Genomic DNA, 15,711 nt, shown 5'->3' with positions numbered 1-15,711 from the left:
GGCCAAAGGTAGCTTCATTTCCCCTACTTTTGCCGAAAATTCACAGCCAGGAATGGACTTACCGGTACTTGCATCCCTCATGTTCATTCAGCTCCGGGTATTTGATATCATAGATATCATTCTGGTAGCCAGCCTTTTGTATAGCCTCTACTACTTGCTGAGGGGAACTGCTGCCATGAATATCTTTCTTGGCATCGTTTCCATATTTCTTTTGTGGCGCCTGGTAACGGTGCTGCGTATGGAATTGCTCGGACAAATTCTCGGGGCATTTGTGAGTGTGGGCTTCATTGCCCTGATTATCATTTTTCAGCCCGAAATCCGTCAGTTTCTGCTTGCGCTGGGCACGCCCAGGTTCGTACGAAAGTTTAATTTCTTCTTTCCTTTTCTCCGGCTGAAAGAAAAAGAAACAGGTTCGGAGCTCGATCCGCTGATTCAGGCATGTTTTGCAATGAGCACCAAGTCAACCGGAGCGCTGATTGTAATTGCACGCCAGAACAAGCTGTTTGAATTCGTACAAACCGGCGTGCTTATCGATGCCAGGATCTCACAACCGCTCATCGAGAACATTTTCTTCAAAAACAGCCCCTTGCACGACGGCGCAATGATCATCACCGATGGCAGAATCAGAGCCGCAGGCTGCATCCTGCCGGTGACCAAAAAGCTTGACCTCCCGGGCCGTCCCGGACTGAGGCACCGCGCCGGTTTGGGCATCACCGAACAAAGCGATGCCATAGCCATCATCGTATCGGAAGAAACCGGCAACATCTCCCTGGCCCACGAGGGTAACCTGCTGCATATCAACAGCCCGGAAGAACTCCGTAACCTGCTGCATTCCCTACTCGAGGACAGCAGCGATTAGCTGACCGCCATCGCCCGGGTTACTTTTGGAATAATAATACTGACCCCTGACAAAATGTTTTTCCGGGTTTAAAACTATTGCGATGGCATAAAGCGCCTCAACAGGTTTACCAACCTGGCTACAAGTCAATAAACCGGTGTCTTTGCGAGGCTTTCACCTGCGCGCAATAGCTTGTCCGGCCAAACCACCGTATCCGCCTTCGCGCCACAAAATCGTACATCCCATCGGCCCATGAGCGCGGAAACAAATTCAAAAGCCTGAGCGGCGCAAGCCAGCCTCCAGCGTGTTTGCCAATCCTCGCCAAAGCCCTGCTCTTTACGTGCAATCCACCGGAATCAATCAAAATAACACTGTCGGGCAGCGCTGTATCGGCAGACAGATTTCGCAGCAGTTTGCGTCCCTTCTCCGAATCCAGCGCAGCAAAATAAATGACGGGCCGGGCTTCGAGCCTTAATATGAGTCGAACCGATGCATTGCAAAGGCTACACTCACCATCTATCAGCAAAAGCGGATCTGGCAGTTCAGACATCATCGGGCAACTTCATCGAGCAAAAGAAACGCATTCACCCTGGCAATCTTCTCAGGGTGTCCGAACAAATAAAGCATATCGTCGGTTTCGATGGTGGTGTCCGGACTGATATTTGTGAGATACTGTTGTCCCCTTCTGATAGCCAGAACTGTTACTTCAAACCTGGTACGCAACTGACTCTCGCGCAGCGTTTTGCCTACAATCTTATTCCCGCCGCGCTGCACAGGCAGGGTAGCAATCACCATATCGGGGATGTGCAGCCGCAGATGCGGAGGACATTGATTTCCACCGCTTTTGCCGCACAAAAGTTCATAGTTGTGTGCCCGGATGTGACTCACAAACGACTGCACCTTGTCGTAAGGGATCAGATAATGATTCAATACCCTGGTAAACACTTCAATAGAGGTTTCAAATTCCTCAGGTATAACCTCGTCGGCCCCCAGGCGGAGGATTTCATCTATCTCGTTGACATATCTTGCACGCACTATGATATGTACAGTTTCGGAAATCATGCGCATCTGGGTAATGATTTTCTTGGTGGACTGCGGATCGGATATGGCAATCACAGCCACCCTGGCCTTCTGGAGGTGAACATGATGCAGGATGACATCGTCGGCCGCATCACCAAAAACAATAGGCACATTTTCGGCGCGCGCTGCCTTATATACATCAGGATCGAGTTCAACCACTATATACGGAATATCAGTTTCGGCAGCAGCCCGCGACACATTACGGCCATTCACCCCATAACCTACAATCACAAGATGATCTGTCAGTTCCTGATGCAGCGATTCTTCGTGTTGCTTGCGTAATGCCCTGAATGTGAGCAACCTGTGTCTCACTTTTCGCGGCAACAACGAACGGATGATAAAATCGCTTATGGATTCGGCATACCCGAGCAAAAATGGCGTCAACCCCATGGTAATGATGCTCGAAGCCAGAAAATACTGATAAATTTCTTCGGATATCAAATCATTCCTCATGCCTATTGAAGCGAGCAAAAACGAAAACTCTCCCACCGGAAACAATGCAAATGCAGCCATCAGTGCCGTACGCACAGGGTAACGAAGTATCAGCACTGAAAGAAAGACTATCAACGACTTTAACAGAAAAAGCAGCAATGTCAGGGCCAGAATCATCGGGACATTTGCGGCAAAAAAACTCAGATCGAGTAGCATGCCAACTGAGACAAAGAAGAAACTCAGAAACAACTCCCTGAATGGCAGCACATTGGCGGTAGCCTGATGGCTGTAGTCGGACTCGCTGATGATGAGCCCGGCAAAGAATGCCCCTATGGCAAGCGAAAGATCAAGCTCGTGGGTGAGCCATGCCACTGCAAAAATGATCGTTACAATGGTTAGCAGAAACAGCTCGCGGCTGCGCGTCCTGATTACCCTGTCCAGAATAAAAGGCACCACCGTGCGTGACAAAAAATAAAGTGCTGCCAGCACCAGGGCAAACTTGCCAAGCATCAGCAGAAGCTCAAAACCGATATTGCCTCCCTGACCGGCAAGAACAGGCACGAGCAAAATCATGGGGATGATGATGATATCCTGAAAGATGAGGATGGCAAGCGACAGCTTGCCGTGCGGACTGGTGGTCATCCCTTTCTCCTGCAGAAGCTTAAGCACGATGGCCGTGCTGCTTAAGGCAATAAGAAAACTTAGAAACACAGCCTTTGGCAATGGCAAACCAAAAGCCAGACCTGTCAGCGTGACCAACAATACCGTCATTCCCACCTGAAGACTGCCGCCAGCAAATACTGCCTTACCGATACGCAGTAAGCCCTTGATGCTGAACTCAATACCAATGATGAACAACAGAAAAATGATCCCGGCCTCGGCAAAGAGGTCCATCTGATGGGACGATTTTATGAGCCCCAAACCACTGTTTCCCAGCAACATACCTGCAAGCATGTAAGCAAGCACCGAGGGCAGGCTGAACCTCTGAAATGCAAGAAAAATCAGAATAGAAGCACCGAAAATAAAGACAGCTTCTTTTAACAGGTTGACATCCATGCGTCAGGGATATTATTGCCGGAAGATATAAAAAAACCGGCCAGGAATGGTATTCCGGACCGGTTGGTCGTTTCAACCGACTTTCAGGTTACATTCCCATTTTTTTCAATTGCATATCCAGGGCATCTTCGAGTTCCTGGCTGAAGTCGGTCAGGTTCCTTGACCTGGCCACATCCGAAAGGCGTTGAATGACGGCCAGCGCTTCCTGGGTCTGGCGCTCGTAATATGCGGCAAATTTGGGAGTCAGCCTGTTGTAATATTCCAGATCCTGAAGGTAGCGGTCAGCCAGGATGCGCATTACCTCTTTGGCCTTTTCGGGAGCTCCTGCATCGAAGTACAGATCCACCCAGGGCAGCATGTAGAAGTCGAAGGTGATCTTTTTGTGCGGGAAAAGTTCCAGGCTTCGGTCGAGCACCTTTATGGCGCTGTCTTTGCGGTTGAGATTGATTAAGGCCTGGGCTGTGCGCATGTAGCTTTGCTTGGCCAGTGCAGAGTTTCTGTACGATTCGCGGTCAACGGTCACCCTGTCGTGATGCAGGTTGCCCCAGCTGGCCTGGTTCACAAGCACATCGTACGATTTTTCTGCATTCACCCCTCCCATATTGCGGTAATATTCAGGGGCTTCCACAGGAATAAAACGGAACACCACCCCCTCGAGGTGGCAATATTTGTCCACATCGAGCACTTTGCTCACACTGTTGGGGTTGGCAAAATATATCGGCCGCTCAAAGTTGCTCGTGGCCAGAAAATCGAGCAGCATCAGGTCGTTTTTGTCCAGACCGTTCTGTTTCACCTCCCAGACGATTTCGTCCACAATCAGGTGGCGCATGCTTTCGGGCACTGCCCCGCTGCGGATCACCGCATCCTTGTCGATGGTAATTTTAAGCTTGCGCGATGGCAGATAATTGATGCGCTCGCCACTCTGCAGTGGCACTTTGGTCTGGTCGCGCTCGTCGGCAATGAACCGGATGGCCTCGCGCAGTTCCACCGGTCCCTGCACGCGCTCCAGCACAGGTATGTACTCATTGACACCTTTATTATATTGTTCCGGCGTAAGCGTCAGCGGCAGCGGATCCGAGTCGTACACCTTCTTTGCCATCTGATGCACATACCAGTCGGTCGAAGCCAGCATATAGTTGACCACGCGCATGTCGGTGCGGAAGTTTTCCACTTCCTGAACATACCAGAGGGGGAAGGTATCGTTGTCGCCGTTGGTAAAAATAACGGCATCAGGCGCACAGCCGGTCATGTAGCTTTTGGCAAAATCGCGCGCAGCGTAACGCCCCGAACGGTCGTGGCCTTCCCAGCCTTCGGCTGCCAACACCACCGGAACCACGAAACTGAGGGCAGTAGCTACAGCTATTGCCGAGACCTTGTTTTTCAGGTATTTTTCGATGACCTCATACAACCACAGCACCCCAAATCCGATCCATATGGCAAACGCGTAAAACGATCCTGCATAGGCATAATCGCGTTCGCGGGGCTGATAGGGTGTCTGGTTCAGGTAAACCACAATGGCAATCCCGGTGAGCAAAAAGAGCATAAATACCACCCAGGTGTCCTGTGCATGGCGCTTCAGGTGCCAGAATAAGCCGGCAAGACCCAGCAGCAAGGGAAGAAAATAGAACCGTGCACGGGCCGGATTTTTCATGCTGTCGGGCAGATTGCGCTGGTCGCCCAGCCTGATTTTATCAATGGCATTGATGCCACTGATCCAGTTGCCGGCATCTATCTCGCCCTGGCTTTCAATATCGTTTTGCCTGCCCACAAAATTCCACATGAAGTACCTGAAATACATGTGGTTGAGCTGATAACCAAAGAAAAAGCTCAGATTTTCACCAAAGGTCGGGCGATAAAGCACCTCCGACGTACCATCGGGTTTGGTTACCCGGATGGGTATGCCTTTTTTGGCGTATTGCCGGTAGATGCTGATGTGGCTCTGCTTCTGGTTGCTCCACATGCGGGGGAAAATGGTTGTAAACCGATCATCATAAACCGGTTTGGTTCCGCGCCGGTGGTCGGTGATAATGTAGCGGCCACTCTTGCGGTCTTTCACATACACCGGGCTGCCATCGGCATAATCTACCACCGGAGCATTGTAGTACTGGCCGTGAAGCAAAGGCCAGTCGCCGTATTGTTCCCGGTTGAGGTAGGCCAGCAGCGAGATGGCATCGTTGGGTTCATTCTCGTTGATGGGGGTATTGGCATTGGAACGGATGATGATCATAAAGAAAGAGGAGTATCCGATCAGGATAAACATGAATGCCAGGATGGAGGTGTTGAGCACCGGCATGTTTTTGATGTGGGTGTATCTGAGCCCAAACACGATGAGCGAAATCAGCACCACGAAATAGATGACCGTGCCGGTATTGAAGGGCATGCCGAGCGAGTTCACGAAAAACAGTTCAAATTTGCTGGCCAGGTTGACAACCTGTGGTATCACGAAGCTCATGATGAATCCCAGGATAGCCACTGCTACAATACCAGCCAGCACAAAACCTTTGAAAGTAGGTTTAAACTTCCTGAAATAAAACACATAAACCACTGCCGGGATGGCAAGCAGGTTGAGCATGTGCACCCCGATGGACAAACCGATGAGGTAAGCAATGAAAAGCAGCCAGCGGTAATTGTGTGGCTCGTCGGCCACCCTTTCCCAACGGAGGATAGCCCAGAAAACCAGGGCAGTAAAGAAGGACGACATGGCATATACCTCGCCTTCGACGGCCGAGAACCAGAACGAATCGGTAAAGGTGTAAGCCAGTGCACCCACTGCACCAGCGGCAAGCACCAGGTATTGTGCCACCTTGTTTTGCTCGTTGCCGCCATCCATGAGCACCTTTCGGGCCAGCAGGGTAATCGTCCAGAATAAAAACAGGATGGTCAGGCTACTCGACAATGCCGACATGATGTTGATCATGAGCGCCACCTGTGTGGGATTTCCAAAAGCAAACAGGCTGAAAAACCTGCCAATCATCTGGAATAGAGGCGCTCCCGGAGGATGCCCCACCTGAAGTTTGTAGGCAGTGGCAATATACTCACCACAATCCCACCAGCTTGCGGTGGGTTCAAGCGTCAGAAAATAAACGAGCGTGGCAATGCCAAAAACAATCCAACCGACGAGGTCATTAAGTTTTTTAAAATTCATTATAGGATGGTGTTGTGATTCCATTCAAATTCTTCGCCCCTGGCTTAACTTAAGTCTGGCAAAAATACCCATTTTGTGCAGAACACATCCCGAATTGCAGGCTTTCAGCATAAATATGTGTCAATCCGGCAGGTAAAACGGTAACCTGCGTTAGCCAACCGCTGGCCGGAGCCCAACACCTCAAAAATCATTATTGCTTCGCTAAAATCTTGATTAAGTGTGTTTTGTTGTTTCATAAAGAACTCATGATAACAATCTGTTGCTAAAACACTTTTTCGACTTGCGGCGATTTGAGGAAAAGTATTATTTTTGCACTCGCTTTTGGCCGGATTATTGTCCTGCCGGAAGTTTGAAACGATTGTCCGATGGTGTAACGGTAGCACCGCAGATTTTGGTTCTGCTTGTCTAGGTTCGAATCCTGGTCGGACAACAAAGGTAAAACCTGCTACCGCTGGTAACAGGTTTTTTTGTTGGTTTTTCGAAACCTGCAAAAACACCCGGAATGGACAGCCCTCGTAAAATTGTTGTATCTTTGCAGCGATTTTGCGGAGGTTGAAGATAAAGTGGGGGCCAGGAGTCCCCTTTTTAATTGGTTAAAGAAATGATTGACAAAAATCAGATCAGGCAGTGGGTCACGGAGTTCCTCGAAGGCACCGACCGTTTTGTGGTGGATGTTTTGATAAAAAACGACGACCTCATCATGGTGTTTTTGGATTCGGACACCCAGCTCACCATTGACCATTGCGTGCAGGTGAGCCGCATGCTTGAGGGCAAGCTCGACCGCGATGTCCAGGACTTTGAGCTCAGGGTATCTTCGGCCGGCATCGACCACCCGCTCACCCTTGCCAGGCAATACCGCAAAAACATCAACCGCACGGTGAAGCTCACCCTGACCGACAGTTCCGAGCTCACAGGCATCATCACTGCAGCCGACGACCAGGGTATTACACTCACACCTGTCGTTACCAAAAAACGCAATCGCCTCAAGCAAACTGAAAAGGCCGAACCGCAGCAGATTGATTTCAGTCAGATCAAAGAAGCAAGAGTACAAATCAGTTTCCAATAACAAACCATCGCCATTCATGGACACCATCAACCTAGTAGAAAGCTTTTCGGAGTTTAAAGAGTTCAAAAACATCGACCGCGAGCGTCTGATGCGCATCATCGAAGATGTGTTCCGCTCGGTGATCATCAAAAAATACGGCTCCGACGAAAACTTCGACATCATCGTGAATGTGGACAAGGGCGACCTTGAAATCATCCACAACCGCGTGATTGTGGAAGATGGAGAGGTGGAAGATCCTGCACGTCAGATTGCCCTTTCGGAAGCCATCAAGATTGAACCCGATTTTGAGGTGGGCGAAGAGGTGTCGGAATCCATCAGCATCAGTGCATTCGGGAGGCGCGAGATTCTCAACATCCGCCAGGCCCTGGTTTCGAAGGTGATGGAGTACGAAAAAGACAATGTGTACCAAAAGTATAAAGACAAGGTTGGCGAGATTATCGTGGGCGAGGTTTACCAGATCTGGCGCCGCGAAATCATGGTGCTCGACGACGAAGGCATCGAGCTGATGCTGCCCAAGTCGGAGCAGATTCCCAGCGACTTTTACCGCAAGGGCGACACCATACGGGCTGTTGTGCTCAAGGTGGAAATGAAAAACAACACCCCGCACATCATTCTTTCGCGCACCTCCGAGATCTTTCTGCAGCGCCTGATCGAGGCCGAAGTTCCCGAAGTTTACGACGGCCTGATCACCATTCGCCGCATCGTCCGCGAACCCGGCCAGCGCGCAAAAGTGGCTGTGGAATCGTACGACGACCGCATCGACCCGGTTGGCGCCTGCGTAGGCATGAAAGGTTCACGCATCCACGGTATTGTGAAAGAGCTGCGCAACGAAAACATCGACGTGATCAACTACACCACCAACCCCTCCCTTTTCATCGCACGGGCGCTCAGTCCGGCCAAGATCACCAGCATCCACATTGACGAAGAAAACAAACGTGCCGAGGTGTTCATGCGACCCGATCAGGTGAGCCTGGCAATCGGCAAAGGAGGTTACAACATCAAGCTGGCCGGCAAACTCACCGGCTACGAAATCGACGTGTACCGCGATTCGGATATCGATACCGAAGACGTTGATCTTCAGGAATTTAACGATGAAATCGATCAGTGGATTATTGACCAGCTTAAAGCCATTGGTTGTGATACGGCCAAAAGCGTACTGCAACTCAGTCCGCAAGAATTGGAACAGCGCACCGATCTTGAGATCGAAACCATACACGAAGTCATCCGTATATTGAAAGCCGAGTTCGAATAAATCTCATATTTTTGCAGCTTGTTAAAAAAGATTAAGAATCTCATCCTCACTATGACAGAAAGCTCAACGACAGTACGTTTAAGCAAGGCAGCCAAGGAGTTCAACGTTGGCACTGCCACCATCGTTGAGTTTCTGAGCAAGAAGGGTCACGCCATCGATCCCAATCCCAATACCCGCCTCACGGCCGAAATGTACGAGCTTGTCCGCAAGGAATACAGCCAGGAAAAAAAGGTGAAAGAGGTGGCCAAGCAAATTGAGATTGGGGGCAGCAACCGCAAGACCATCACAGCCGAGATGGTTGCGCCTACCATTGATGACGAAGAAGACATCGACACCGACAGCCTCTTGCGTGGAAGCAGGATGGCCCAGACCAAACCCCCTCAGGCCCCGAAGGCCGAGCCAGCCAAAGCTGTTGAGCCGCTAAAACCTGCCGAACCACCCAAACCTGCCGAGCCACCCAAAGCAGAACCCGTTAAAGCCGAACCAGCCAGGACAGAAGCAGCAGCTTCAAAAGCCCAGGACACCGAAGCCAAACCTGCTGACAAGCCTGTGGCTGCCCCGGCCCCTCCGGCTGCAGAAGCTGTAACCGAAAAAGCAATAGCACCGGCAGAAAGCAAAACCGAAACAACACAACCCACGGAAAAAACTTTCGTCGCTCCGGAAACTGAGGTGAAGACGCCGGCAGCGGCCGAAACCAGCTCTGCGATTGCGGAACCCGCCCAAGCTGAGAGCACCGAAAAAAGCGATGGCATTGGCATCAAGATTCTGGATAAGATCGACCTGGACGCACTGAACCAGAAGACCAAACCCGATAAGAAATCGAAAGCGCAGCGCCTGAAGGAAAGCGAGCAGCGCAAAGAGGAAGAAAAGGCCCGCAGGGAGCAGGAAGCCGAAGCACGCCGTCAGGCCGAAGCTGCAGCCAAAGCTGCCGAAGAAGCCAAAAAACAAGCCGAGGCTAAACAGGAATTAAAACCTGCTGAAGATCAAAAGCCTGAGCAGCCAGCACGCCCGGAAAATTTCATCGAAACCAGGGTAGAAAAACTTGCTGGCCCAAAAGTACTGGGTAAGATTGATGTGAGCAGTTTTACGAGCAGCAACAAGCCCAAGCCGGTTGCCACATCATCGGATCCCCGACCCGGACAGGATGGCAAAAAGAAGAAGCGCAAACGCATAAAGAACAAAGGTGCTGAGCAAGCTCCCGCACCAGCTGCACAGGACAAACAATCCCAGCAGCCTCGCGATCAGCAGCGGAAGGGCAAGCCCGCACCACCCAAAAAGGAAGAAAAAGTTGAGCTTTCGGAAGAAGAAGTTCAGCGTCAGATTAAAGAAACCCTGGCCCGTCTGACCGCATCCACCAAATCGAAAGGCGCCAAACACCGCCGTCAAAAGCGCGAAGCCTTCTCCGACCGGATGGCTGAAGAAATGGCAAGGCAGGAAGAAGAAAAGAATATCCTGCGTGTAACAGAGTTCGTTACAGCGAACGAACTAGCTACCATGATGAATGTTCCGGTAACCAAGGTCATTGCCACCTGCATGAGCCTGGGATTGGTCGTATCCATCAACCAACGCCTTGATGCTGAGACCCTTACAGTAGTAGCTGACGAGTTTGGATATAAAGTAGAATTTGTAACCGAGGATCTTCAGGAGATCATTGCCACGGCCGAGGAGGAAGACGATCCGGCCGACCTTGTGCCCAGGGCGCCCATTGTTACGGTTATGGGACACGTGGACCACGGTAAAACGCTGTTGCTCGACTACATCCGAAAGTCGAATGTGGTGGCAGGCGAAGCCGGCGGCATTACCCAGCACATCGGGGCCTATGAGGTGGTCACCGAAAAAGGCAAGAAAATCACCTTCCTTGACACACCCGGTCACGAAGCATTCACAGCCATGCGTGCCCGTGGTGCCAAACTCACCGACGTGGCGATCATCGTGATTGCCGCCGACGACAGCGTGATGCCCCAGACCAAAGAAGCCATCAACCACGCACAGGCTGCCGGCGTGCCCATCGTGTTTGCCATCAACAAAATCGACAAGCCAACCGCCAACCCCGAAAAGATCAGGGAACAACTTGCCAACATGAACTTCCTGGTTGAAGAATGGGGCGGAAAATACCAAAGTCAGGAAGTGTCGGCCAAGAGTGGTTATGGCATCGACCTCTTGCTCGAAAAAGTACTGCTCGAGGCTGAAATCCTCGACCTGAAAGCTAACCCGAAAAAGCTTGCCAAAGGAACCGTCATCGAATCGGCCCTTGACAAAGGCCGTGGCTATGTGGCCAAGATTCTGGTGCAGGATGGCACATTAAAAATAGGTGATGTGGTGGTTGCCGGAACGGTATATGGCAAAGTCAAGGCCATGTTCAACGAACGCAACCAGCAGGTAAAGCAAGCCGGACCTTCCACTCCGGTGCTCATGCTTGGTCTGACAGGCGCACCTCAGGCAGGCGATGCCTTTGTGGTGATGAGAGATGAAAAAGAAGCCAAAACCATTGCCATGCGCCGGCAGCAGCTCTTGCGTGAGCAGGGCCTGCGCACACAGAAACACATCACCCTCGACGAGATTGGCCGGCGCATTGCCATTGGCGACTTCAAAGAGCTGAACCTCATCGTGAAAGGCGACGTGGACGGTTCGGTTGAGGCCCTGAGCGATGCATTGCTCAAGCTTTCGACCGAGGAGGTACAGGTGAATGTGATCCACAAATCGGTGGGTGCCATCACCGAGTCGGACATCATGCTGGCTTCGGCTTCCAATGCCATTGTCATCGGCTTCCAGGTGCGCCCGAGTATGGGTGCCCGCAGGCTGGCCGAAACAGAGGAGATCGACATCCGCCTCTACAGCATCATCTACACAGCCATCGAAGAAATCAAGGCTGCTATAGAAGGCATGCTCTCGCCAGAAATCGAAGAAGTGATCACCTGCAACCTCGAGGTGCGCGAAACCTTCAAAATTTCCAAGGTGGGAACCGTGGCCGGATGTATGGTGCTCGACGGCAAAATCACCCGTAATACCAAAATCAGGCTTATCCGCGACGGCATTGTGATCTACACCGGACACCTCGGATCGCTCAAACGTTTCAAGGACGACGTCAAGGAAGTCTCGGCAGGCTACGAATGCGGTCTGAACATTGATGGTTTCAACGACATCAAAGTGGGCGACATCATCGAAGGCTACACCGAACGGGAAGTGCAACGCAAGCTGTAACAAGCCGATATACAGAAAAAAAGGGGCATTCAGCCCCTTTTATTATCTCCAAATTGTTTGCAAGCGATCAGGACCGGTGGATATGATACTGATCCGCACACCAGTTTTTTTCTCGATGTAGCCAACATATTGCCTGAACTGAACGGGCAGTTCATCAAACGAGGCGCCCTCCCCGAGGCTTGACTGCCATCCGGCAAGGGTTTCATAAACAGGCTCCGGATTGGCCGTGAGCAAGTCGAAAGGCATCTGAGCTGTTTCGCTCCCGTTCATGCGGTAGGCGGTGGCCACACGTATTTCGGCCATGCTGTCGAGCACATCGGGCTTCATCATCACAAGCTCTGTGGCACCGTTGAGCATGATGGCATAGTGCAATGCAGGCAGATCGAGCCAGCCGCAGCGTCTTGCCCTACCGGTGGTGCTGCCAAACTCTCTGCCACGCTCCCGCATCATGCTGCCCGTTTCGTCGAAAAGTTCTGTGGGAAATGGTCCGCTGCCCACGCGGGTACAATATGCTTTAAATACTCCAATAACTTTTCCAATGGCCGAAGTGGGTACGCCAAGCCCGGAACACACACCAGAAATCGTTGTATTTGAAGAGGTTACAAAAGGATAGCTGCCAAAATCGATATCGAGCATCGAGCCCTGTGCACCTTCGGCCAGAACACGTTTTCCCTGACTTAGCAGGTCGTTAATAAAATATTCGCTGTCAATCAACTGCAATGTGCGAAGGTATCCGGCAGCCTCGAACCAGGCTTTCTCGTACGATTCGAAGTCGTGACCGTCGATGCGGTGCGAATCAAGGTCGAAACCATGCATCCGGATGATTTGCAGATGCGTCTTCTTCAGATTTTCGTAGCGCTGTGCGAAGTTTTCTAGTTCCAGATCGCCGAGCCTCAGGCCATGGCGGCTCACCTTGTCGGTATAGGTTGGTCCGATGCCCTTAAGTGTGGAGCCAATTTTGCCGGCACCTTTGGATGCTTCGAGTGCTGCATCCAGCATTCTGTGTGTGGGCAGGATCAGGTGGGCTTTCCGGCTCACAAAAAGGTTGCGCTGAGGTTGGTGGCCAGCCTGAACGAGTCCGTCGAGCTCCTTTTTCAAAATAAGCGGGTCGATGATTACGCCGTTACCAATGAGGTTGATGGTTCCCTGGTTAAAAATGCCTGAGGGTATGGTATGAAGCACATATTTTTTTCCGTCGAACTCGATGGTATGCCCGGCATTTGGCCCACCCTGAAACCTGGCCACCACGTCGTATTTCGGAGCCAGTGCATCCACAATCTTACCTTTGCCTTCGTCGCCCCATTGCAGCCCCAAAAGCACATCAACTTTGGCTTTATTCATCTATTACATTGATTTTAAGTGACATAAAAAAAGCCCCTGCGGGGCAAAGTTACGCATTAAGCACGGCCATTCGACCAATGCCATTGAAATTAGTGCGTTTAAGCCTGCCGGGCCTTGGCTTCTGAAGTTTTTTGTCGGCCGTAGAAAGTGAGGGCATGATGGGTGATCTCGACCCCGAGCAGTTCTTCGACAGATTTCTGGATTTCCTGAATGCGCGGGTCGCAAAACTCGAGCACGGTTCCGTCCTCGATGCTCACAAAATGATCGTGCTGACGAAACTTGAACGAGCGTTCGAACTGTGCGCAGTTGTTGCCAAACTGATGCTTGGTAACCAGCGAACAATCGAGAAGAAGTTCAATGGTGTTGTACAAGGTGGCACGGCTGACCCTGTATTTGTTGTTTTTCATGCGCACGTAAAGGGTTTCGATGTCGAAGTGGCCGTCGGTGTTATAGATTTCCTTGAGGATGGTGAAACGCTCCGGTGTTTTGCGATGCCCCCTTTGCTCCAGGTATTCAGTAAAAATCCTTTTTACTGTTTCGAAGGTGTCGTTTGTGTGTTCGCTCATGTTTGCTTTGGTATATCAACCCGGAATCTGCCTGCCTGAACTACAGCCATTTCGGCCGTACGGCAGCAAAACCGGATACTTAATTTTCCGCTTGTAAAATTAGATATTTTAGCCAATATTTAGAATGCTTTTAAATAAAAATCGACAGCACAACGCCTTAGAATGACTTAGTTTTGGCCAAAGCAATTTTTATGATGCTCGAACAGCTTTGCAAAGCCCTGCTTGCCGGGGCAGGGACAGAAGTTAACGGGGATATGCGGCTGCATGAGATGCTGGCGGATCTGGACCGGCAGGATGCCAAAACAGCCAGGCACATCAGCGCCTGCCACAATGCCAGGCTGGCCCTTGAGATGCTTCGGACAGATTACGAGCTGCGTCACAAGCTACCCGACGTGTGGCAATACCATGTATCTCGCTGTGAAAAAGAACTTTACCAGCACATCCAATCATTAAGAAACCATCTGAACGAAACGGGCAAGGCTCATCTGGTAGCCATCTATCTTGCTGAGGATTAACAAAAAATACAGAAAAATCATTTTGTTTGGAAAAAAATCCGAACTTTGCACTCCCAAATCATCATTGTTTCATTTCAAACTAACAGTTATGCCAGTAAGAATGAGGTTACAACGTCATGGTAAAAAGGGCAAACCTTTTTATCATATTGTAATTGCGGATGGTCGTGCACCACGGGATGGCAGGTTTATCGAGAAGATTGGCACTTACAACCCAATGACTAATCCGGCAGAAATTAACATCGACACCGATCGTGCCATCACATGGCTGGGCAATGGTGCACAGCCCACCGAAACGGTACGCGCGATTCTGTCGTATAAAGGTGTGCTCTACAAACGTCACCTCCTGAAAGGTGTGGACAAGGGCGCCCTCACCCCCGAACAGGCCGAAGCCAAGTTTCAGGAATGGCTGAAAGCAAAAGAGGCCAAGATTGAAGCCAAGAAAAAAGCGCTCGCCGAAAGCAAGACCAGCGCAAAGAAAAAGGCCCTCGAGGAAGAGGCCAGAATTCGCGAGCAAAAAGCAGCCGAAGTGGCAAAAAAACGCCTGGCCGAAATGCAAAGCCAGAACGAAGGAGAGCCTGCTGGCGAAGAATAACCGAAAGCGACACTCAACCAAAAGGCCGGCTCAAACCGGCTTTTTGTATTTTTGACCTCACCGGATACCCGATCAGCAATGAACAAGGACGATTTCTTCTACTTCGGAAAAATAATCAAAACCCACGGCATCCGTGGAGAGCTCAGCATACGCATCGATACCGACCAGCCAGCTTTATACGCCAGGCAGAAAGTGATCTTTATTGACATTGCGGGCAGGCTTGTCCCCTACTTCATCAGGCAAATGAGCATCCACAACGACAAAGCTTATTTGCAACTGGAAGATATCGACAGTGTGGAAAAGGCCCTCACCCTCACCGGCAAAGAACTGTATTTGCCTATAGATCAACTGCCTAAGCTCAAAGGCAATAAGTTTTATTTCCATGAAGTGCAAAACTTCTTGCTGGAGGACGAAGCCTTCGGAAAACTCGGAAACATAGCCCGGGTGATTGAATATCCGGGTCAGGCGGTGTTTCAGGTTTTCTACAAAGAAAAAGAAGTGCTGGTGCCTGTCCACGACAAGATCATCACCAAGGTTGACCGGAAGCGCAAAACCATTTTCGTGAAAACCCCTGAGGGGTTGATTGACATGTACCTGAACGGATAGGATGGCCCAACCCTTTCATTT

12 protein-coding genes and 1 tRNA gene are annotated in these 15,711 nt (G+C 50.7%); 8 read left to right on the top strand and 5 right to left on the bottom strand.

The genetic code is table 11. From position 1 onward, the window contains the following. Positions 1 to 79: 79 nt before the first annotated feature. A complete protein-coding gene (locus IPM52_01760) occupies positions 80 to 859 on the top strand; it encodes a TIGR00159 family protein (protein ID MBK9290351.1) in 780 nt (259 codons plus the stop codon). A gap of 118 nt (positions 860 to 977) precedes the next feature. On the opposite strand, the gene IPM52_01755 is transcribed toward IPM52_01760, so the two are convergent. The 3 genes from IPM52_01755 to IPM52_01745 all read right to left on the bottom strand — a co-directional run bounded on the left by IPM52_01755 (position 978) and on the right by IPM52_01745 (position 6,551). Beyond that, entirely contained in the window at positions 978 to 1,391 is a 414-nt protein-coding gene (locus IPM52_01755; protein ID MBK9290350.1) for a DUF393 domain-containing protein, read from the bottom strand. After that, positions 1,388 to 3,406, bottom strand: a complete 2,019-nt coding sequence (locus IPM52_01750) for a cation:proton antiporter (GenBank protein ID MBK9290349.1) — start codon at positions 3,404 to 3,406, stop codon at positions 1,388 to 1,390. Before IPM52_01750 ends, IPM52_01755 begins: the two co-directional genes overlap by 4 nt. Before the next feature lie 88 nt (positions 3,407 to 3,494). Further along, complete coding sequence (locus tag IPM52_01745) at positions 3,495 to 6,551, bottom strand: DUF2723 domain-containing protein (protein ID MBK9290348.1); 3,057 nt, start codon at positions 6,549 to 6,551, stop codon at positions 3,495 to 3,497. A gap of 359 nt (positions 6,552 to 6,910) precedes the next feature. On the opposite strand from IPM52_01745, the gene IPM52_01740 reads away from it, so the two are divergent. From IPM52_01740 to infB, 4 genes are all read left to right on the top strand, one after another. Then, positions 6,911 to 6,981 (top strand) — tRNA-Gln (locus tag IPM52_01740). 171 nt (positions 6,982 to 7,152) lie between these two features. Then, positions 7,153 to 7,617: a ribosome assembly cofactor RimP gene (rimP, locus tag IPM52_01735; GenBank protein MBK9290347.1), complete on the top strand. Its 465-nt coding sequence runs from the start codon at positions 7,153 to 7,155 to the stop codon at positions 7,615 to 7,617. Positions 7,618 to 7,633: 16 nt separating this feature from the next. Further along, entirely contained in the window at positions 7,634 to 8,869 is a 1,236-nt protein-coding gene (gene nusA / locus IPM52_01730; GenBank protein MBK9290346.1) for a transcription termination/antitermination protein NusA, read from the top strand. A 51-nt stretch (positions 8,870 to 8,920) separates the two neighbouring features. Next, on the top strand, positions 8,921 to 12,070 hold the full coding sequence (gene infB, locus IPM52_01725; GenBank protein MBK9290345.1) for a translation initiation factor IF-2: 3,150 nt from the start codon (positions 8,921 to 8,923) through the stop codon (positions 12,068 to 12,070). 42 nt (positions 12,071 to 12,112) lie between these two features. Here infB and IPM52_01720 read toward each other — a convergent pair whose 3' ends face one another. Both IPM52_01720 and IPM52_01715 read right to left on the bottom strand, forming a co-directional pair. After that, a complete protein-coding gene (locus tag IPM52_01720) occupies positions 12,113 to 13,411 on the bottom strand; it encodes an adenylosuccinate synthase (protein MBK9290344.1) in 1,299 nt (432 codons plus the stop codon). 98 nt (positions 13,412 to 13,509) lie between these two features. After that, complete coding sequence (locus tag IPM52_01715; GenBank protein MBK9290343.1) at positions 13,510 to 13,977, bottom strand: transcriptional repressor; 468 nt, start codon at positions 13,975 to 13,977, stop codon at positions 13,510 to 13,512. Between the two features lie 191 nt (positions 13,978 to 14,168). Here IPM52_01715 and IPM52_01710 point away from each other — a divergent pair, with 191 nt between their 5' ends. From IPM52_01710 to rimM, 3 genes are all read left to right on the top strand, one after another. Beyond that, positions 14,169 to 14,492, top strand: coding sequence for a hypothetical protein (locus IPM52_01710; GenBank protein MBK9290342.1), 324 nt, complete (start codon positions 14,169 to 14,171; stop codon positions 14,490 to 14,492). An 88-nt stretch (positions 14,493 to 14,580) separates the two neighbouring features. Further along, positions 14,581 to 15,084, top strand: coding sequence for a 30S ribosomal protein S16 (locus tag IPM52_01705; GenBank protein ID MBK9290341.1), 504 nt, complete (start codon positions 14,581 to 14,583; stop codon positions 15,082 to 15,084). A 78-nt stretch (positions 15,085 to 15,162) separates the two neighbouring features. Beyond that, positions 15,163 to 15,690 (top strand): 16S rRNA processing protein RimM, encoded by a 528-nt coding sequence (rimM, locus tag IPM52_01700; protein ID MBK9290340.1) that lies wholly within the window; start codon positions 15,163 to 15,165, stop codon positions 15,688 to 15,690. The last annotated feature ends 21 nt before the right edge of the window (positions 15,691 to 15,711 follow it).

Source organism: Bacteroidota bacterium, assembly GCA_016715945.1.
Lineage (GTDB): Bacteria > Bacteroidota > Bacteroidia > Bacteroidales > F082 > JALNZU01.
Note: the sequence above shows the minus strand (reverse complement) of the source record. Positions and strands in the feature narration are given on the sequence as shown.